Below are 19,673 nucleotides of genomic sequence, written 5' to 3'. Positions count from 1 at the left end.
TATATGTCTCAATCTGTTCATTAATAAATTATTGACAAATGTGTATATACTGTATATATTGTATATACACAGTATGCAAAGGAGGTATGAAATGAAAATTCTACTTGAGAATAATAGTAATCTTCCAATATACGAACAAATTAAAGATCAAATAAAATCTAATATACTTCAAGGTAAAGTTAAACAAGGGGATATGCTTCCGTCAATGAGAGAATTAGCAAGTGAATTAGGAGTAAGTCTTATTACAACGAAAAGAGCATATGTTGATTTAGAGCAAGAACAATTTGTAACAACGATAAGAGGAAAAGGAACCTTTGTTAAGGCACAAGATCCTTCAATAATGAAAGAAAAACAATTTATAGTCATTGAAGATTTAGCTAAAGAAATCACGAAACAGGCTAAATTAATTGGTATGGATTTGAAAGAATTAAATGAAATCATAACATTGATATATGAGGAAGGTGAATAAATTGGAAAATGTAATTGAAGTAAATCAGTTATCGTATCACGTGAAAAATTTATCTCTACAAGATGTAAACTTTAATGTGAGAAAAGGATATATTACTGGTTTCATTGGTGCAAATGGATCTGGGAAGACAACAATAATAAGAATATTAATGGGGCTTCTAAAAGAAGAAGCAGGAGATATAAAAATTTTTGGAAAGTCATTAACCAGTGACCCAGTCACAATTAAAAACAAAATTGGATTTGTATACTCAGAATTATACATGTATGAAAATTGGAATGTAAAAACAATAGAGTCAGTTGTAAGCAAATATTATATTGAATGGGACCACAATTTATTCACTAATTATTTAAAAGAATTTAAATTACCTTATAAACAAAAAATCAAACAATTTTCTACAGGTATGAAAATGAAATTATCTTTAGCCATTGCACTTAGTCATCATGCAGAGTTATATATTTTAGATGAACCAACTGCAGGCCTTGATCCAGTAGTGAGAAATGAAGTTTTGGAAATATTGCAACGAGAATTAATTGATGAAAACAAAACAGTCTTCTTTTCAACGCATATTATTACAGATTTAGAAAAAATTGCCGATTATATTGTTTATTTAAAAGAAGGATCAATATGGATAAACGAAAGTGTTGATACAATGATAAATGAATATAAAGTGATTAAAGGTGATCAATCGATTCTTGATGATGAGTTAAAAGATTTATTAATTAACCTTAAAATAACAAATACAGGATTCTCAGCTTTAACTAAACATGCGCAAACATTTAAGGAATTATTCGGGAATTCAGTCGTTATTGAAACGCCAAGTATTGAAGAAATTATGGTGAGAATTGAGAAAAATGAAATTGACAGGGTGCGATGTGAATGAAGGCAATATTTTATAGAAATTTTCAATATGAAAAATGGTACTACTTAAGTTATTTCATTTTATTTTCTTTGTCAATCATATCAACATTCAAGATACCGTATATAGTGGATGATTTATTGTCCTATGTCAAATTCTGGTTTATAGGATGTATGTCGCTGCACATATATAATCATGCTGTATTAATTAAGAAACAATCGAGTCAAATATTCTATAATAGTTTACCAGTTTCGAAAGAAGAAATTGTCAAATCACATTATTTATATAATCTACTGCTGACCATGATTTCATTTGTTCTAATATTAGTAATCGCCATATTCAATCAAGATGTCATTTATTTACAGGCTGCTTTATTTATAGTGTGTATGAACTTATCTATATTGATAATGATATATCCATATCAAGTGAATGTAGATCATTCAACCCTTGCGGTGTGGATTATGTTAGGAATTTACGCATTTATTGCGATGTTTTATTTCGGTATTTATTCGAATCGATCTTTTCCATTTTATGAAAATTTATCATGGAAAATACCATTAGATTATTCTCCTTTGTTACTTACAATATTGATGGTGATATTTTGGATGATGTCATTTAAAAAAGCAATCCAAAAAGCGAAGATGGATAAAGTCACAATATATGGGGGAGTAAAATGAGAGCAATATTGTATAGAAACTTCATGTTACTAAGACCATATTTAATAGTGTTAATGATTGCCTTGATTATCATTCCACTTTTAATGATTATACCAATGGATAATATTATAAAGGTAGCAATCGTAAGTGTGTTAAGTGTTTTTATTAACGTCATATTTATGGCGACGACTTATTATATATTTTTAAGAATAGACAAGAATAATGCGAGTAATTCGTTTTTAAGTTTACCAGTTAAGCAAACAACAGTAGTTAATGCACACTATTTAAGTGGATTAATATTAATCGTGTTGTCTCAAGTTACGTTAATTGTTTATAGTTTAAGTGCGATATTATTTAAGCAAGATGTAATAGATTCTACTTTTGATTTCTCCGGTTTGTATGTTAACATGGCGGGAAACTTATTAACGGTAAGTTTGATTTTCCCTTTCGGTGAATTTAAAAGGTTTATAAAAATCCCGTTAATCATTTGGATATTTATAGTTGCTGTTATCTTACCAAATATCATTAAGTATTTAGATTTCTTATTAAATTACGTATCAATATCAAGCAACATATTTACGAAATTTGATGTTCCAATTTATTTAATCATGTCCGTTTTCTTATTTATCGTAACGTACATGATTGCAATTATTAAAGCACATAAAAACAAAATCACAATTTAAAATAGAGGTGTTTATTTTGAAAATAACAAATATACAAAAGTACTATGGCAAGCAACAAGTGTTAAAAGATATAGACTTTGAATTTGGTGAAAGTCAAATCGTTGGTTTAATTGGTAAAAATGGAGTAGGAAAAACAACTTTAATGAAAATTATGAATGAAAACATCGTGAAATATAATGGAACCTTCACATTAGAACATGATGTAAAAATCGGTTATTTGATTGAAAGTCCTAAACTGTATTTGAATAAAACAGGTTATTACAATTTGAATATATTTAGAAAAATATTAGGATCAAATGTTGATGATGCTTATATTAATGAACTTATTGAAGCATTTGGTATTAAGCCATATATTAATAAGAAAGTTCGCAAATATTCGATGGGTATGAAGCAAAAATTAGCTATTGCAGTTGCCTTAATGAACAAACCACAATATTTAATATTAGATGAACCTACAAATGGTATGGATCCTGATGGCTCAATTGATGTATTAAAGACATTACAAAGGCTTAGTAAAGAATTAAATATAAAAATACTCATCTCAAGTCATAAATTAGAAGATATTGAACTTATTTGTGATAGAACCATTTTTATGAAAGACGGAACAATAGTTGAAGATTATAATATGCATGATTCATCAACAAATGTAACAAAGTTTAGTTTTAGTAATGATCAATTTAATAGTGCATTAAATTTATTAACGATGAATTATAAAGTGATATCTAGTAATAAACAAGATGGCATTATTTCAGTAGAAGCTTTAGCAGACTACCAAGATATATTGAAAAAACTAAGCAAAGAGGATGTATATCCTAAATTTATTGAAAACAACAAAGTTACATTGAGAGATCAATACTTTAATATTAATAAAGGAGCTGAAGCATAATGAATATATTACAACATGTTAAATTTGACTTAACTAGAATTTTCAGAAGTCCTTTAAGCTATTTAGGATTTTTAATATCAATATTACCTGGATTAGGTATGATTATAGCTGTCAAGACTTTAGATGCACCATTTGAAGCACCTGTTATACTGTCAATGTTCCTAGCATTTGGTGGATTAGTGTTACTTATGTTCTGTTTACGAACAATCGTAAGAGATATGCAATATGGAACAATACAATTATTCTTAAACTCTAAATTAAATAGAACAAAATATTTAAGCAGTAAATTATTATCTGTCATTGCAATCACGATATTATTTACAATCATAGGTACAGTATTTACTTTAATTTCAACTTTATTCGTTGAAACAGGGGAATTAGCTTTTACAGACTTTTTAAAGATGTTTGGTGAATTATTATTAATAACGCTCTTCTATGTTACATTGATGAATATTCTTAGCATTGCTACTGGAAAGTCTGCCATTGTTTATACAATAGCAATCTTATGTGTTACATTTTTACCAACAATATTTGATGCAGTTGCATTCATTCCTAAATTCGGAGAACAATTGTCTGAAATAATGAGATATACGCCTTTAGCATTTTTACCTCAAATATTAAATCAAGGATTATTAGAAATGAAACCTTCACAAATATGGATTACAATCGGATGTATTATTATATTTGTGGTTATAAATAACATCTTAATAAGAAATAAGAATATATAATGGTTAATCTCTCATGATTATGTTAAATTTAAATTAATAGACATAAGAATGAGGGATATTTTTTGGGTAAAAAATTTATAAAACATTATATTATTATTGGTATTATTTGTATTGTTGCGAGTTTCTTTTTTGAAGGAACACCAAAGTCATTAATGATTGGTGCTGGACTTGGATTCTTTCTTACAGCAATCATGGCAAGATTTGAAAAAGAAGACAAAATTGATGACCATCCAGATAAAGAGAAACATAAACATAAAGATAAAAAGTAACTGCTACAAATGTGTAGCAGTTACTTTTTATAAATTGAGGTGAAAGTATGTTGCGTAGCATCTTATTTAAAAAGTTAGAACAAAAAGAACATGAAATGATTGCCCATTACGAGCATTTACATCAATATCCAGAACCATCATTTGAAGAAAAACAAACTTCACAATATGTTGCATCATTTTATAGAAATAAAAACGTTCAGTTACATACGAGAATTGGTGGCCAATATGGATTAATTGCAGTTATAGAAGGCAATAAGCCTGGCAGAACAATTGCATTAAGAGCAGATTTTGATGCTTTAAATATTAAAGAAGAAACGGGATTACCATTTGAATCAAAACATGAAGGCTGGATGCATGCGTGTGGACATGATGCCCACACGGCTTATTTGATGGTACTAGCTGAATGTCTTATAGAAATGAAAGATTCATTACCTGGTAAAGTTGTGATTATTCATCAACATGCAGAAGAACTTGCGCCAGGTGGTGCGATAGATATGTTAGATTCAGGACTATTAAATGATGTTGATGAAATATATGGTATTCATTTATTTCCTGATTATACCCCAGATGTTATTTCATATAGAAAAGGACCTACAATGGGTGGACGATCTTTATTTAAACTCCATATCAAAGGAAAGGGCGGTCATGGTTCAAGTCCTCATTTAGCCAATGATGCCATTATGGCTGCAAGTACTTTTGTTACAAATGTACAAACTGTTGTATCTAGAAGATTAAATCCATTTGAAATGGGTGTTGTTACGATTAGCTCATTCAATGGATTAGGTTCACTTAATGTTATCCAAGAAAATGTTGAACTTGCTGGAGATGTCAGGTATATGGAAAGTCATACCGGCCATAAAATTCATCAAGAAGTAATCGATATGATTAAAGGAATTGAAGAAACCTTTAATGTGAGATGCAATTTTGAATATGAACTTGATTGCATTCCTTTAATTAATCATGACATACAAACTGATTATATTGTTGATACATTGGCTACGAGTCAAGGGGAATATTTTAATTCTTTAGTAGAGCATGGCCCATTAACTAGTTCAGAAGACTTTGCGAGCTATTTAATGAAAATACCAGGATCATTCTTTTTCGTTGGATGTAAGCCATATGGAGTAGAAGAAGCTTACTTTAATCATAGTCCAAAATTTGTCGTAAACAAAGATGCCATGCTTGTAGCAAGTAAAGCATTAGGTGAAATCGTATTAAGCCGTTTGAATAAAGCATAATAAATAAGCCTGAAATTTTTCAGGCTTATTTATTTTACAAAAAAATTTATATTCTACATTAAAAAAATAACGAATTTTAAAGAAACCGTTTACAAGTCTATAGTAAACGGTTACAATAACTTGTATACAAGTATACGTAATAGATTGGAGGATATCATGAAATATCATTATCATTATCCAACTGAATGGTTAAAGCATCGTTCAACAGGTGAGCAAGTAGCAAGTGAGCTACGTTTAGCAATCATTAGTAAAGAGATAGTTGAAGGAGATAAATTAAGTGAAAATAGTATCGCGCAACAATTTGAAGTGAGTCGATCACCAGTGAGAGATGCATTAAAACTATTACAACAAGATGGATTAATTTGTTTAGAAAGAATGGGTGCGCGTGTTAAAGGGTTATCTAATACAAATCAAAAAGAAATTTATGATATTAGATTAATGCTTGAGTCGTTTATATTTGAAAGACTACAACGAAACGAAAATGATCAATTAATTAAAGAACTTAATAAAATATTAAAAATGATGACAGTTGCAGTTGAATTTGAAGATGCTGACGAATTTACAAGATTAGATTTACTATTTCATGATTCAATTATTACAGCAATTCAACATCAATATATCGAAATGATTTGGCATAATTTAACGCCAGTCATGGAATGTTTGATTTTAATATCAATGAGAACAAGAATGCAAACAAATGCTGAAGATTTTGCAAGAGTCATCGATAATCATAAAACATATATAGAAGCAATAGAGAAGAAAGACAGAAATAAGATGAAAGAAGCATTTCATTTAAATTTTGATGATGTGGATGAACAAATTGACGTACTTTGGAACTCACAAACTAATATTGATAGAAAGTAGGATTTACGATGAAATACATGATTGGAATAGATATTGGGACAACAAGTACGAAATCTGTTATTTATGATGAAGAAGGTAACTATTTAAATAAGCACAATGTAGAATATCCAATGACAACAAGTGAAATTGGCGTTGCAGAAGAAAATCCAGCAGAAATATTTGATGCTGTTTTATTTACAGTGAAAAAAGTAATAAGAGAGGCTAATGCAAAACCAGAACAAATCAAATTAATAAGTTTTAGCAGTGCTATGCACAGCTTAATTGCTATGGATAAAGACAACAATCCTTTAACTGAATGTATAACATGGGCTGATAACAGAGCGAGTAAATACGCAGATGATATTAAGGAAAACAAAGATGGTTTAGAAATATATAAGAGAACAGGGACACCCATTCATCCAATGTCGCCATTGTCTAAAATATACTGGTTAAAAAATGAACATCCAGAGATATTTAAAGAGACTAAATATTGGATAGATATTAAATCGTATGTGTTCTATCAATTATTTAATGAATACGTAATGGATCATTCAATTGGATCAGCAACAGGCATGATGAATTTAAAAACATTAAGCTGGGATAAAGATGTCATGAATTTATTAGGCATTGATGACTCTCAATTACCTGAATTAGTTTCTACAACACATATAATGAAAAACATTTCGAAAAAATATGCAGAGTTTATGGGGATTAGTGAAAACACACCCGTTATTGTCGGTGCATCAGATGGCGTTTTGTCTAATTTAGGTGTAAACAGTTATAAAAAAGGCGAAGTTGCCGTTACGATAGGTACAAGTGGTGCAATAAGAACCATTATCGACCAACCTAAGACAGATGAAAAAGGTAGAATTTTCTGTTACGTACTGACAGAAGACCATTATTGTATTGGTGGTCCAGTAAATAATGGTGGCGTTGTCTTGAGATGGTTAAGAGATGAGCTACTTGCTAGCGAGGTAGAGACTGCTAAACGTTTAGGAGTAGATTCATACGATGTTTTAACTAAAATTGCGAGTCGAGTTAAACCCGGGGCAAATGGATTGATATTTCATCCTTATTTAGCAGGTGAACGTGCGCCATTATGGAATGCAAATGCTAAAGGAAGTTTCTTTGGGTTAACATTAACACATAAAAAAGAACATATGATTAGAGCAGCCTTAGAAGGTGTACTACTGAATCTTTATACAGTGTATCTTGCCTTAATTGAAGTGATGGGTAGTTCTCCAGAACAAATAAAAGCTACAGGTGGCTTTGCTAAAAGCGAAGTGTGGAGACAGATGATGGCAGATATCTTTGATACATCTGTAGAAGTACCAGAAAGTTATGAAAGTTCTTGTTTAGGCGCATGTGTGCTTGGTTTAAAGGCAATAGGTGAGATTGATAGTTTTAATGTGTTAGATAATATGGTAGGTAATACATATAAACATGAACCGAATAAAGACAATGTAGATGTTTATCAATCGCTTATACCAATTTTTATAAATTTAAGTCGTAAGTTATCAGAAGAATATGATTTGATATCAGATTTTCAAAAAAAACATTCATAGGGAGATGTTCACATGTTTTCAGAAATAGCACCTTTATTAATTGTTGTAGTAGCCATTGTATTGTTATTAGGACTTATTATGTGGTTAAAACTTAATACGTTTGTATCACTTATTATTACTGCCATGGTCACGGGTATCTTGCTTGGTATGCCATTAAGTAAAATAATCGGGACAATAGAAACAGGTATGGGTTCTACATTAGGTCATATCGCATTAATCTTTGGTTTAGGAGCTATGCTAGGGAAATTATTAGCAGACGGTGGCGGCGCTACTAGAATAGCAAATACATTGATTAATAAGTTTGGGGAAAAACGTATTCAATGGGCGGTAGTTGCAGCGTCATTTATTATCGGTATTGCTTTATTCTTTGAAGTAGGATTAGTATTATTAATTCCAATTGTATTTACAATCGCAAAAGAATCGAAAGTTTCAACGTTATACTTAGGGATTCCAATGACTGCAGCATTATCGGTAACGCATGGATTTTTGCCACCACATCCTGGGCCAGTTATGATAGCCAAGGAATTTGGTGCTGACATTGGGCAAGTATTGTTATTTGGATTTATTGTTGCTATACCCGTTACGATCATTGCGGGACCTATATTCACAAGATTCGCCCAAAAGATTGTACCAGAAGGATTCACGAAAACAGGTGATTTAGATTCACTTGGTAAACAAAAATCATTTAAAATCGAAGAAACACCAGGATTTTTAATTTCAGCTTTAACAGCATTATTACCAGTATTCATCATGTTAATTTCAACAGTTGTAGATTTATTAACGGGTTCACCTGAAAATCCAAAAGGCATCTTAGGATTTATTAGTTTTGTAGGAGAAGCAGGAACAGCTATGTTAATTTCAGTTGTCTTTGCAATCTTTACGATGGGTATTTCTAGAGGTAAGAAAGTTAATGATGTAATGGATTCATTAACAAATGCAATTTATCCAATAGGTATGATGTTATTAATTATTGGTGGGGGCGGTGCCTTCAAGCAAATATTAATCGATGGTGGCGTTGGTAAGACAGTTGAGCAACTATTTACTGGAACGGCAATGTCTCCTATATTATTAGCATGGATTGTAGCAGCTGTATTAAGATTAGCGCTAGGTTCTGCTACAGTAGCTGCTATTTCAACAGTAGGTATCGTCATGCCATTACTGGAGACTTCAGATGCTAACTTAGCATTAGTCGTATTAGCAACTGGTGCAGGTAGTTTAATCGCATCGCACGTTAATGATGCAGGATTCTGGATGTTTAAAGAATACTTTGGATTAACGATGAAGGAAACATTCTTAACATGGACATTACTTGAAACGGTTATATCAGTTTCAGGAATTATCTTTATATTATTTATTAGCTTATTTGTATAATGAACTTAACAAGATAAATATATTAAGAATATAAAAACTAAAAGGCTAATAGCCCATAAATATAAAAAATCGAACGCATGACTAGGTATCAATCTAGCGATGTATTCGATTTTTATTTAAGTCTAGAAAGTTTGCATATCTTTAATGCGTTTAATATCAACTCTAATTAAGAATGAGATTGCTAGTGCAACAATAAAGAATGCTGCAAAGATATATAGAGTAGCCATATAGCTTTGAGTAACTTCTCTCACAGTTGAAGCAATACCAGGACCGACTAAACCTGCTGCAGCCCATGCCGTTAGTATATATCCATGTATAGCACCAAGTTGTTTTGTACCGAATATATCTCCAATGTATGCTGGTATAGAAGAGAATCCTCCTCCGTAGCATGAAATAATAATAAATAAAATGATTTGGAATAATACGGGACTATCTACTGTAGGTAACCAAAGGAATAATACGATTTGAATAATAAAGAATACCGTATAAACATTCGTTCTACCTATAAAGTCTGAAATACTTGCCCAAATTAATCTACCAAGCCCATTAAATACACCAATTATACCAACCATTGTAGCTGCTTGCCCAGAAGTTAAGTTAACAATTTCTTGTCCCATAGGACTCGCTACTGACAATATAGCAATACCACATGTGACGTTTATAAATAACATAAACCATAAATAATAAAATCTCTTTGTTTTGATCGCTTCATTTGCTGTTATTTGTACTAAGTCTGGCTTTTTCTTACTAGCCTTATGAGGATTCATACCTCTTGGTTTATAGTTTTCAGGTGGTCTTGAAAGATATAAGCTTGAAATAACCATAACTACAAAATAAACCGCTGCTAAAACAATAAACGTTGCAGTTAAACTGAAATGAGTGATTAAAAATTCGATTACAGGGCTTGCTATCATTGAAGCAAAACCGAAGCCCATTATAGCTAAACCAGTAGCAAGTCCACGCTTGTCAGGGAACCATTTAACTAAGGTAGAGACAGGGGCGATATAACCAATACCTAATCCAATACCTGATAGTACACCGTAACCAAGATATAGTAACGGTAAACTTTCTACAGATATTGCATAACTAGATAAAACTAATCCTGAAATAAAGAATATTGTTGATACGAGTCCTGAAATACGGGGGCCAAATTTTTCAACAAAATGACCCATGAATGCTGCGGACAAACCTAAAAATAAAATAGCAATACTAAATGTTCTTGATACTTCACTTAAACTGAAACCTAAATCATGTTGAATATGTTTGGTGAATACACTCCATGAATAAACGGAACCAATAGAAATATGTATTCCTACAGCGGCTAAAGCAATTAGCCATCTGTTTTTAACTTTATTGTTCATAATATACCCCCAATTGTGTCTAATTTATGTCAGTATAGCGAAACTTATTGTTTTGAGCAAATAATTGTTGATTTTGAATTATAAAATAGTTGTATAATTGCCAATAATTGGTTGGTATAACTGTATATTTTACAGATAGGCATTCCTATCTGTAATGAATAGATTATAAAGAAACAGTTAAGTAATTATATATTTGAGTTAAGAACAAATAGACAAAAATGCCGACACCGCTGATATACTTTAAGCATAGATAACACAACACGAAGCACATTCATTCTATTTCTAGAACTTATTTCGTATATGTTTTTAAGTATAAGAATTTTATGTGTAGAACGTGTTCTGATAGTTATCTGTAATTGTAACGTTGAAATGAATCATAAGATGATTCAAGCTATTTTTATAAGGTTTCCCGGCTTTATAAAAATACATGTTTCCTTAATTAATAACCCTTCCCCGAAAAGCGCTCGTTAATTCCCGGACGAGCGCTTTTCACTTGCAATTTTTTAAGTATAGATTTAACTTTTCTTACATAAAATAATAGCGCACATAATTAGAATATAGATTCTAATTATGTGCGCTATTATTTTATAAAGGATATTTATGCGATTAAACTCACGATTGATTCGTATATGTCATCCCAAAACTGAGTATTGTCTTGATATTGTTCATGAATAATGCGATGAACGTCTTTTTCTTTTTCCGGATAAGTTGAATCATCTTTAGAAGGTAAGTCTTTACGCGTTTCTTCGACAAATTTTTGAACAGTAATTGCTCTTGGACCCCAAACATGTTCTTGTTCATGCTTATCATTTAAAAATACAAAAATAGGTATGGATCTTGCTGTACCATTTGTTAAGTATTGATCAATAAGGTCTGTATCTTCATCTCTATGGAATGCTTTAATATCCATACCGGTATAGTCAGCAATATTTAATAAAATTGGAATGTTCATCATGGCATCGCCACACCAATCTTCCGTAATTACAAGAACCTTATAGTTTTTATTTTTAATTTTATCTAGGCGATCATCATCTTTAGGTAAATTAAATGCATTATAAATATCAAGTAACTGTTCTTTATTTGTAGTCATTTCATTTACATAATCTTTAATCGGTTGTGCTTGTTCATAATATGTAACTAGCTTTGTCATTTTAAATATCCCCCTTTAATATATATTAAATATTATCATAATTCTGAAATAAATCGCAAAGAAGTAGTATTAATTTGTTATTTATTGAACAGCATTTTCAATAATTGAAAAAGTGCCATTGTCTGCATCTAACTCTGCTTGTATTCCATAAGGTATAATGCATGTTGGTTCACTATGTCCAAAGTTAGCATTATAAAATACTGGCATATCTTCTTGATTCCATTCCTTTAACATATGTGTCCATACTTCTTTATATTCTTCATAATATACATCATCATGTGGGCGGCCTATGATAACACCATTAATTTTATCGAAAATCCCCATTGAGCCAAATGCACGTACATAATCTTCCATTAACCAAGGTGGCGCATGGACTTCAGCGGTTTCTATGAATAAAATCGCACCATCAAATACATTTTTATCTGGAAAAACATCTGTTGCTTTTAGTGAATGAAATAGTTCCATACAGCCACCAATTAAATGACCTGTTGCTTTTCCTTTGCCATTTAATATTTCATATCCATTACTAATAAATGATTCTCGATTGATGTCCTTATTAGATTCGTCCCACTTTAATCCATATTTACGAATATGCGATGAGGCAGGGATATTGCCTATTACTTCATTTTGAAACCAAGTTTGTTTAATAGAATTAACTGTATAATCATCCATAGCAACATTTTCGGCAAAGTCAGTAAGTAATAGTGGTCCATAAGAACTTGAAACACCAGCTTGGTAAAACATGAAATGGACGGCTGTCGAATCAGAATATCCTGTGAAAATTTTCGGATTGTTTCTAATGATATTTAAGTCTATGTATGGCCAAAGCCTAACTGAGTCATCTCCACCTAAAGTGCATATGATTGCTTTAACTTCTGGATCAAGTAGTGCAGCGTGTAAATCATCAACTCTTTCTTTAGGATGATTGTAATTAAAATCATTACCTTTCAGTGCATTTGGCATTACTTTAACTTTCAAACCAAAAACTGATTTTAACCTTTCAATTCCTACTTTTGTTCTCCAAATCATATCTTCTTCTCCAGCAAGGCCAGAGGAAGGTGATACAATCGCAACGGTATCACCTTGTGAAAGTTTGGCAGGCTTTATTAGTTTGTTCATATTAATACCCCCTTGTTTATATGGTTACAATTGTAACATACCATTTTAACTTGAATTCCCAATTTCCAAATGATAATATAACGATGTTTATAAAAATCATGATAAAATAATATCTATATATGTAATTCATAATAAAGGGGCATTACCATGGATAAAATAACATTCCTTAATTATCTTGAGGGGGAATTATCTCGGTTACCAAAAGTTGAAAGAGATAAAATCATGTACGAATATGAAACTAAATTTTTTGAAGCTCAAAATGAAAATAAAGATGACACAGAGCTTATTCATGAATTAGGGGAACCAAGATCAATCGCTAAAAAAGTTTATGCAGATTTAGCGATTCAAGATGCTGAATCAGCGCCAAACTTTAAAAATGTTTTACATGCCATAATGGCAACATTAGGACTTAGCTTCTTTAATATATTTTTTATCATTATCCCATTTTTAATAGTGGCACTTATTCTACTTATTGTAATCGTAGTTGGTGCATTAATGATGCTCGGTCCAATTCTAAGTATTGTTAATATATTTATTTATGGATTCCACTGGGTAGATTTAACAAATATCATTTTCTCAATTTCATTTTTGGGATTTGGATTAATGTTGTTAATTGCAGGATTGAAATTAATTGAGGTAAGTTACAAATGGGTTCTGAAATACTTAAGATGGTGTATTAGATTGATTAGAAGGAGTGCTGAATGATGAAGAAATTATTTTTAATTGGCTTAAGCATCTTCTTAATATTCGGTATAGCTGGCACATTTTTATGGTTTACTGTTAATAATAAATATGAAAAACAAGAAAGTTTTGAAAAGGTATTTCAAAATAATCAAATTGATCAAATTATTGTAAATGGTCAAAACACCGATGTTGAAGTGAAACAAGGTAACACACTCAAACTGAAATATGAGGGAAATCACGACGTAAATGCAAACGTAGAAAATAAATTACTTCATTTTTCAGAACATAATAAGAAATTTACTTTTAATGCGAATTTCATACCATTTCGAAAAACGAAGAATACTTTAACGATCACATTACCTAAAAAACAATATGAAGCGTTTAATATTACTACGAATACTGGGAATATAGTTTTATCTGATGTAAACAGTGATAATAGTAATATGATTACGGAAACAGGTAAAATTACATATCATAATGTTGATATGAAACATGCTAAAGCTATGTCGGACTTAGGGAATATACATGTAAATCAATCAAATTTAACAGAGTTTAATGGTGAGCTGGACACAGGTAATATATTTGTTGAGAATAGTCGATTAGTGAATAGCGAACTATTAACCAATATAGGTAATATAGATGTCGATGATTTGAAAAATGAATGCAACATCAAGTCATCTATTGAAGATGGAAATCTTACGATATCGTATGCGAAAAAACCAAAAGATACGTTACTGCAATTACATGCAGAATCAGGAAAGAAAAGAATTCTTAATAAAGAATTTAGTGATGAAAAAGTCGGACCAGGGAATCATGTTATAGAAGGGTACACAGATAAAGGAGACATTACGATAGAATAAATTACCAAACTGATGAATTTAGCAAAATAGAGACTTTAAAAATAGACATATAAAATAAAACATGAATTCGAATTAATTTAAGTTGACCAACCAAAAAAATCGTAAAATTTCTGTACTTAACTAAGAAATTTTACGATTTTTTGGGTTATTAACTCTATAAGGTTAAAGAATTTATTTATTATTCACTTGAAAATTGTATGTCTGAGTCAATCTTTCCAAAAATTGAGTGATGGTTAAGTGGTGTACCATTTAACCAATTTTGAAAATCAAAATGATGTATGTGGCCATTTTCTCCTAAAGCAAATAGAACTTCTAATTTACTAGGTATATATGCAGATGTATGAATCGTTCCAGACCAACTATTGAATAATTTACTATAAATTTCATATTGTGGATCATTAAAATAATGGAAAGCTTGATCTAATTCTAAATTTGAATTTGTAATTTGTTCTATTCTATCAAATCGTTCTTCTGATTCTTTAATGTAGTTTCTATTTTCATGTGTTAATACTTCAAAGTGATTTGTACATAATTGACTGTGTTTTGTTATAACAGCTCGAGGCGTTGCTTCTACTATGATACTTTCATTATTAGCATCCATTAATATATAACTAAATGAACTTCGATGAGGAATTTCCTTTAACAAAGTTACAGCTTCATCTATATTTTTACATGTTTCTAAAATTAATCTACCAATCATATAACAAACAAAACCATCTCCTGGTTTTTTTCTATGCATAAAATTATAACCCATTGCTAAACCGTGCTCGTTCATACCATCCATTCTTCCAGTCAATCTTGAAGTTGGGCCGATTTGTGCATATCCACCATCAGTGGGTTGGAACAAACTTAATCTACCATCATAAGTGGCAGGATTATAATCATAATTACGCACCATATAATCTCTACCTAAAAATATCGAACAGCCACTATCTTTAGCATAAACACGATAATGGCCATAATTTAATAATATTAAATCGAGTGGCATTTTTAACGTATCTTGAATGCCCATTAATTCTTCCCATATTTGGGGTGCAAATTTTTGATAGATGTCTTTTGTTTCATTTATATTAATATCAAAGCGTGGTCTACGAATTTTCCATTCATGTTCTCGATTTTCTAACATTTTTGTAGTTTGTAACCATTGTGCTTGTGCTACACCATGGTCATAATGATTGCCTCTAAATTCGAAAGTTTGCATCGTTACATCTTGCATTAATATCACTCCTAATGAATCTATTTTGATAGAAAAACTTGAATTTGTCACGCGAATCAGATTAATAAGTACATGTTGGCAATAAATCGGTAAAGAGATTGTAATGATTGCTTAACCTATGTAATTTTTTACCATGTTATATTTAAACTACATTATTATACAACTATGTTAGGAGGTATGTATAATGTGGAATCAAACATATATATACGTTAAAAGAAAATGGAAAGAATGGTACAGGAGATAATTAACTTCGCTATTTTCTTATAATGAAAAGCTTAATATATTAATTAAATAACTGAAAATTTAATAACTATTAAACACAAAGAAAAATCCGAGGCACATATAGGTCTCGGATTTTTTATTGCGTAAAGTTACTTAGCTTTATTCATTCTTTTTGTTTGGTTAGACCAGAATATTGCGATTAATGGACCAGTTAATAAATGAACAAAACTAAATATTGCTCCTGGTACTGCAGATAATGGATTGAAATGCGCTGTCGCTAGTGATACTGCAAGTCCGGAATTTTGCATGCCTACCTCTATAGATATTGCACGTTTATCAGGACGATCAAGTTTGAATAATTTAGCTAGTAAGTATCCAATAGTTAAACCACTAACATTATGTAGTAATACTACGCCAAATAATAATAACCCAGTCGCTATAATTTGAGTTTTATTACCAGCTACAACACTTGATAAAATGAGTGATATTGCAATCACCGATATTATAGGTAGTATATCCACAGATTTATCCGCAATTGGTCTAAAGAATTTTTGAACGATAATCCCTAAAATAATAGGGATAAGTACAACTTGTATGACTGAAATAAACATTGAGCTAAATGATACTTGTAACCACTCTCGAGCAAATAAGAAAATGAGTGACGGTGTTACAATAGGGGCTAATAATGTTGAAACAGTTGTTACTGAAACCGATAGTGCTGTATTTGCTTTAGCTAAGTAGCTTATTACATTTGATGCTGTTCCACCAGGGCAACAACCAACGAGTATAACCCCTAATGCAACATCTGGACTGAGATGGAAACCTTTAGCTATTAAATATGCTGTAACTGGCATTACGGTATATTGTAATATAACGCCAATCAAAACACTTTTAGGTGATTTAAATACCTCTTTAAAATCTTTAGTAGATATTGTCATCCCCATACCAAACATTACAATACCTAATAAATATGGAATATAAGGCGCAACTTGAGAAATGATACTTGGAAAACTAAAACCTAATATAGCTGCAATTAACATCCATATAACAAACGTCTTATTAATAAACTGACTGAACTTCTGTATAGCACGCATAATAACACCCTCTTAATGTATAATAAACTGAATATTATCAATAATCAGACTTGTTTTCAATAGCAAATGTGAAATAATGTTCTTTTAGTAACGATAAAAGCGTAACTATCATTTTTATGTGTTAATTTACACGAAAAACTGGTTATATATTTGATTTTTGAATTCTAAACTAGTGTTATATCTTTTATGTATTGTCTTTCTTATGTTATGATATATATGATAGAAAATGATGATAGAGGTGACTTCAATGGATTGTATCAAAGGCATTTTTAAATTCTTTTTCATCTTAATCGCAATTACAACAGTTGCTGTTGGAGCAGGAATCGCTGTTTTAGCATTCGTGTTTAAAAAGGATTTTGAAGAATTAGAACAAAAAACAAAAGAAATAGTAGCAGAAATCGAATCTAATAATTAAATTTAAAGGAGCAATCACGTTATAATGTGATTGCTCCTTTTATTTACATAACGAGGAGGTTGAAATGATTGTATTATGAGAGCAATATTTTAGTTTCACCAAGATTAGATCAAGTTACTAAAAACCAATTAAGTCATTTAAGTGAAGCTTTACCAAGTTACAGAGAATTGGAAGCATTAATTGAAATGTTGGAACATGATCAACCATACTTGAATTCCATAGCTATTGGTACAAGTGATGATAAATCGATGATTAATATTGCTCAAGCTTTAAAAACTCAACTAGAATCTAGATGGTATGAAATAAATGGATATGATATATATATCCATATAGTTGTTTGGAAAGATCGCGTAGGTTCTTCAAAAAAATATGTTAAACAATTTATGTCACAAAATCCTGACGCTTGGATTATACTTGGCTCGAAATTAGGATTTAGTAGCATGATTAAACGATTATATCGAGAAGAGGTATGGATGGCCGATAAAACATACTGTTCTAGCGCCTCATTATCACAACTTATGATTAATATGGTTGGCAATAAATATTTTGAAGGTATAAATAACGTCAATATTCATGGTGAATATCGCAAAGTTGTGAATGGCAAACTCATCAAGATAAAGTAATTTATTTAGCTTTATGAACTCTTTTTCTCTTAATAATGAAGAAGAGTATAAATGATATACAGAGAATTAATGTAGTGACAATATATTTAAAATAATGAGAAGATTTCTCCCCAGTTTCAGGTAATTTCTTATTGTTAGAGCCAGACTTCTTGCTAGAATCATGGCCCGCAGTTTGCTTTTGTTCAGAATTTAAATTGTCATTAACGATTGATAGTTGATAATTAAATGTATTATTTTGTTGATTGTCTGAATTGGAATTAGTTGATGGACTTGTATTAGGTGAGTTAGATTGACTTGGAATAGTTGTAAGAGGTTGTGTATTCGTATCTTGATTTGTAACATTTGGTGCTACAGTCTTGTCGTTATTGTTAAATGTATAATATTTATCTTCACCTAAATGAATAGAAGAATGTGTGTCGATATTTTGAATGAAAACATTGAATGCAGAATCTTTAGGAATACTTTCTGGTATATTAATGATTGCTGAACCTGAATCGTTTGTTTTACCAAGAAATTCTTGATTATTTATAGTTAACTTAATGTCCATATTATTTAAAGGTTTAAACTTATTTGAAATCACATTAATAGATACACTTTGATTATTTAAATTGGCTGATTGTCGTTGTTGTATAGTTGAAGCGGTTAACTTATATAATTTATTAGGTTCGATCGTGAAAGTTTGCTGATTAGACGTCGTAATCACATAATTGGGTTTCAAATTTGTATTAGGTATGTGAATAAAAGCAAGACCATCTGATTTGGTCGTTAAAGTTTTAGATTCATTATTTAATTGTATTTGAAATGTCTCATTTGGAATAGGTGAATTATCTGGATTAACAAATTGAAGTCCAATAGTTGTTGTATCAGAGTTAGCCTTAGCCAAATTGTTTGTAAAGAATAAAGCAGTTATTAAACATACGAAATAAACTACATATGATGCGAATTTTAACATTTGATTCCTCCCTTTAAAAATTTCAATCGATTGAATAATTACATTATGCCACAAAAAAGTTTTACATGCTATACATATTATATAAAAACTTTATAAAATATTTGACCATCTCGAAATTTACTTTTATTGGTTCATTTTTATTTTGCGTATACATAAATTTAAGGTAAAATATAAATATACATATATTATAAAGGGGATGAACCATATGAAATGTGTGACCTGTGATCAAGAAATGGTAGATGAATTTCGTGTGAATGTTCCAGGAACTTTAGTAGATGTAAGGCTTGTCAAAGAAGAGGATGAGCAAGATAACATATTAAATAAGGCAATAGCTATTCCAAAAGCTGCAGTATGCTTATCATGTGGAGAAGTTAAGTATTATATTGAAAATATTGAAACATTTAGAGAGTCAT

Annotated in this window: 22 protein-coding genes; 16 read left to right on the top strand and 6 right to left on the bottom strand. The window is 30.6% G+C overall.

Going from position 1 to position 19,673, the window contains the following annotated elements; all coding sequences use genetic code 11:
* The first annotated feature begins 91 nt into the window (after window positions 1-91).
* From pmtR to CD111_RS10040, 11 genes are all read left to right on the top strand, one after another.
* Window positions 92-469: a PSM export ABC transporter transcriptional regulator PmtR gene (gene pmtR, locus CD111_RS10090; RefSeq protein ID WP_095086853.1), complete on the top strand. Its 378-nt coding sequence runs from the start codon at window positions 92-94 to the stop codon at window positions 467-469.
* Between the two features lies 1 nt (window position 470).
* Complete coding sequence (gene pmtA, locus CD111_RS10085; protein WP_095086856.1) at window positions 471-1,349, top strand: phenol-soluble modulin export ABC transporter ATP-binding protein PmtA; 879 nt, start codon at window positions 471-473, stop codon at window positions 1,347-1,349.
* Window positions 1,346-2,002 (top strand): ABC-2 transporter permease, encoded by a 657-nt coding sequence (locus CD111_RS10080; protein WP_095086859.1) that lies wholly within the window; start codon window positions 1,346-1,348, stop codon window positions 2,000-2,002. Before pmtA ends, CD111_RS10080 begins: the two co-directional genes overlap by 4 nt.
* Complete coding sequence (gene pmtB, locus CD111_RS10075; protein ID WP_095086862.1) at window positions 1,999-2,664, top strand: phenol-soluble modulin export ABC transporter permease subunit PmtB; 666 nt, start codon at window positions 1,999-2,001, stop codon at window positions 2,662-2,664. Before CD111_RS10080 ends, pmtB begins: the two co-directional genes overlap by 4 nt.
* Before the next feature lie 16 nt (window positions 2,665-2,680).
* A complete protein-coding gene (pmtC, locus tag CD111_RS10070) occupies window positions 2,681-3,550 on the top strand; it encodes a phenol-soluble modulin export ABC transporter ATP-binding protein PmtC (protein ID WP_095086867.1) in 870 nt (289 codons plus the stop codon).
* Entirely contained in the window at window positions 3,550-4,278 is a 729-nt protein-coding gene (locus CD111_RS10065) for an ABC transporter permease (protein ID WP_095086869.1), read from the top strand. The genes pmtC and CD111_RS10065 overlap by 1 nt, the downstream gene beginning before the upstream one ends.
* 62 nt (window positions 4,279-4,340) lie before the next feature.
* On the top strand, window positions 4,341-4,547 hold the full coding sequence (locus tag CD111_RS10060) for a hypothetical protein (protein ID WP_095086873.1): 207 nt from the start codon (window positions 4,341-4,343) through the stop codon (window positions 4,545-4,547).
* A 47-nt stretch (window positions 4,548-4,594) separates the two neighbouring features.
* Window positions 4,595-5,785 carry an amidohydrolase gene (locus CD111_RS10055; protein WP_095086876.1) on the top strand — a complete coding sequence of 397 codons (1,191 nt, stop codon included), beginning with the start codon at window positions 4,595-4,597 and terminating at the stop codon, window positions 5,783-5,785.
* Window positions 5,786-5,941: 156 nt separating this feature from the next.
* Window positions 5,942-6,649: a GntR family transcriptional regulator gene (locus CD111_RS10050; protein ID WP_095086879.1), complete on the top strand. Its 708-nt coding sequence runs from the start codon at window positions 5,942-5,944 to the stop codon at window positions 6,647-6,649.
* Window positions 6,650-6,657: 8 nt separating this feature from the next.
* On the top strand, window positions 6,658-8,193 hold the full coding sequence (gene gntK / locus CD111_RS10045; RefSeq protein WP_095086882.1) for a gluconokinase: 1,536 nt from the start codon (window positions 6,658-6,660) through the stop codon (window positions 8,191-8,193).
* Between the two features lie 12 nt (window positions 8,194-8,205).
* Window positions 8,206-9,564 (top strand): gluconate:H+ symporter, encoded by a 1,359-nt coding sequence (locus tag CD111_RS10040; RefSeq protein WP_095086885.1) that lies wholly within the window; start codon window positions 8,206-8,208, stop codon window positions 9,562-9,564.
* 122 nt (window positions 9,565-9,686) lie between these two features.
* Here the strand turns inward: CD111_RS10040 and CD111_RS10035 are convergent, their stop codons facing one another.
* The 3 genes from CD111_RS10035 to CD111_RS10025 form a co-directional block, all read right to left on the bottom strand.
* Window positions 9,687-10,925 (bottom strand): L-lactate MFS transporter, encoded by a 1,239-nt coding sequence (locus tag CD111_RS10035; protein ID WP_095086888.1) that lies wholly within the window; start codon window positions 10,923-10,925, stop codon window positions 9,687-9,689.
* A gap of 598 nt (window positions 10,926-11,523) precedes the next feature.
* On the bottom strand, window positions 11,524-12,075 hold the full coding sequence (locus CD111_RS10030) for a thioredoxin family protein (RefSeq protein WP_095086891.1): 552 nt from the start codon (window positions 12,073-12,075) through the stop codon (window positions 11,524-11,526).
* A gap of 81 nt (window positions 12,076-12,156) precedes the next feature.
* Entirely contained in the window at window positions 12,157-13,194 is a 1,038-nt protein-coding gene (locus tag CD111_RS10025) for a S66 family peptidase (RefSeq protein WP_095086894.1), read from the bottom strand.
* A 147-nt stretch (window positions 13,195-13,341) separates the two neighbouring features.
* On the opposite strand from CD111_RS10025, the gene CD111_RS10020 reads away from it, so the two are divergent.
* Both CD111_RS10020 and CD111_RS10015 read left to right on the top strand, forming a co-directional pair.
* Window positions 13,342-13,899, top strand: a complete 558-nt coding sequence (locus CD111_RS10020) for an HAAS signaling domain-containing protein (protein WP_095086897.1) — start codon at window positions 13,342-13,344, stop codon at window positions 13,897-13,899.
* A complete protein-coding gene (locus tag CD111_RS10015; protein WP_095086899.1) occupies window positions 13,899-14,738 on the top strand; it encodes a DUF4097 family beta strand repeat-containing protein in 840 nt (279 codons plus the stop codon). Before CD111_RS10020 ends, CD111_RS10015 begins: the two co-directional genes overlap by 1 nt.
* Before the next feature lie 178 nt (window positions 14,739-14,916).
* Here CD111_RS10015 and CD111_RS10010 read toward each other — a convergent pair whose 3' ends face one another.
* Window positions 14,917-15,954 carry a C45 family autoproteolytic acyltransferase/hydrolase gene (locus CD111_RS10010; protein ID WP_095086902.1) on the bottom strand — a complete coding sequence of 346 codons (1,038 nt, stop codon included), beginning with the start codon at window positions 15,952-15,954 and terminating at the stop codon, window positions 14,917-14,919.
* 371 nt (window positions 15,955-16,325) lie between these two features.
* Entirely contained in the window at window positions 16,326-17,270 is a 945-nt protein-coding gene (locus tag CD111_RS10005) for a bile acid:sodium symporter family protein (RefSeq protein WP_095086905.1), read from the bottom strand.
* A gap of 247 nt (window positions 17,271-17,517) precedes the next feature.
* Between CD111_RS10005 and CD111_RS10000 the strand changes: the two genes are divergently transcribed.
* Window positions 17,518-17,685, top strand: coding sequence for a hypothetical protein (locus CD111_RS10000; protein WP_169711989.1), 168 nt, complete (start codon window positions 17,518-17,520; stop codon window positions 17,683-17,685).
* A gap of 68 nt (window positions 17,686-17,753) precedes the next feature.
* On the top strand, window positions 17,754-18,308 hold the full coding sequence (locus tag CD111_RS09995; protein ID WP_095086911.1) for a hypothetical protein: 555 nt from the start codon (window positions 17,754-17,756) through the stop codon (window positions 18,306-18,308).
* A 1-nt stretch (window position 18,309) separates the two neighbouring features.
* On the opposite strand, the gene CD111_RS09990 is transcribed toward CD111_RS09995, so the two are convergent.
* On the bottom strand, window positions 18,310-19,260 hold the full coding sequence (locus tag CD111_RS09990; RefSeq protein ID WP_095086914.1) for an LPXTG cell wall anchor domain-containing protein: 951 nt from the start codon (window positions 19,258-19,260) through the stop codon (window positions 18,310-18,312).
* Window positions 19,261-19,465: 205 nt separating this feature from the next.
* On the opposite strand from CD111_RS09990, the gene CD111_RS09985 reads away from it, so the two are divergent.
* The coding region (locus CD111_RS09985; RefSeq protein WP_158245693.1) for a hypothetical protein at window positions 19,466-19,673 on the top strand (208 nt) is incomplete at its 3' end.

The organism is Mammaliicoccus stepanovicii (assembly GCF_002902525.1).
Lineage (GTDB): Bacteria > Bacillota > Bacilli > Staphylococcales > Staphylococcaceae > Mammaliicoccus > Mammaliicoccus stepanovicii.
The sequence above is the reverse complement of the archived record's forward strand: the minus strand, read 5'-3'. Positions and strand labels throughout refer to the sequence as shown.

What these genes read in the sequence shown, in the direction of transcription:
- pmtR (WP_095086853.1), top strand. Translation starts at nt 92, where the DNA reads ATGAAAATTCTACTTGAGAATAATAGTAATCTTCCAATATACGAACAA.
- CD111_RS10080 (WP_095086859.1), top strand. Translation starts at nt 1,346, where the DNA reads ATGAAGGCAATATTTTATAGAAATTTTCAATATGAAAAATGGTACTAC.
- pmtB (WP_095086862.1), top strand. Translation starts at nt 1,999, where the DNA reads ATGAGAGCAATATTGTATAGAAACTTCATGTTACTAAGACCATATTTA.
- CD111_RS10065 (WP_095086869.1), top strand. Translation starts at nt 3,550, where the DNA reads ATGAATATATTACAACATGTTAAATTTGACTTAACTAGAATTTTCAGA.
- CD111_RS10055 (WP_095086876.1), top strand. Translation starts at nt 4,595, where the DNA reads ATGTTGCGTAGCATCTTATTTAAAAAGTTAGAACAAAAAGAACATGAA.
- CD111_RS10050 (WP_095086879.1), top strand. Translation starts at nt 5,942, where the DNA reads ATGAAATATCATTATCATTATCCAACTGAATGGTTAAAGCATCGTTCA.
- gntK (WP_095086882.1), top strand. Translation starts at nt 6,658, where the DNA reads ATGAAATACATGATTGGAATAGATATTGGGACAACAAGTACGAAATCT.
- CD111_RS10040 (WP_095086885.1), top strand. Translation starts at nt 8,206, where the DNA reads ATGTTTTCAGAAATAGCACCTTTATTAATTGTTGTAGTAGCCATTGTA.
- CD111_RS10035 (WP_095086888.1), bottom strand. Translation starts at nt 10,925, where the DNA reads ATGAACAATAAAGTTAAAAACAGATGGCTAATTGCTTTAGCCGCTGTA.
- CD111_RS10030 (WP_095086891.1), bottom strand. Translation starts at nt 12,075, where the DNA reads ATGACAAAGCTAGTTACATATTATGAACAAGCACAACCGATTAAAGAT.
- CD111_RS10025 (WP_095086894.1), bottom strand. Translation starts at nt 13,194, where the DNA reads ATGAACAAACTAATAAAGCCTGCCAAACTTTCACAAGGTGATACCGTT.
- CD111_RS10020 (WP_095086897.1), top strand. Translation starts at nt 13,342, where the DNA reads ATGGATAAAATAACATTCCTTAATTATCTTGAGGGGGAATTATCTCGG.
- CD111_RS10015 (WP_095086899.1), top strand. Translation starts at nt 13,899, where the DNA reads ATGAAGAAATTATTTTTAATTGGCTTAAGCATCTTCTTAATATTCGGT.
- CD111_RS10010 (WP_095086902.1), bottom strand. Translation starts at nt 15,954, where the DNA reads ATGCAAGATGTAACGATGCAAACTTTCGAATTTAGAGGCAATCATTAT.
- CD111_RS10005 (WP_095086905.1), bottom strand. Translation starts at nt 17,270, where the DNA reads ATGCGTGCTATACAGAAGTTCAGTCAGTTTATTAATAAGACGTTTGTT.
- CD111_RS10000 (WP_169711989.1), top strand. Translation starts at nt 17,518, where the DNA reads ATGGATTGTATCAAAGGCATTTTTAAATTCTTTTTCATCTTAATCGCA.
- CD111_RS09990 (WP_095086914.1), bottom strand. Translation starts at nt 19,260, where the DNA reads ATGTTAAAATTCGCATCATATGTAGTTTATTTCGTATGTTTAATAACT.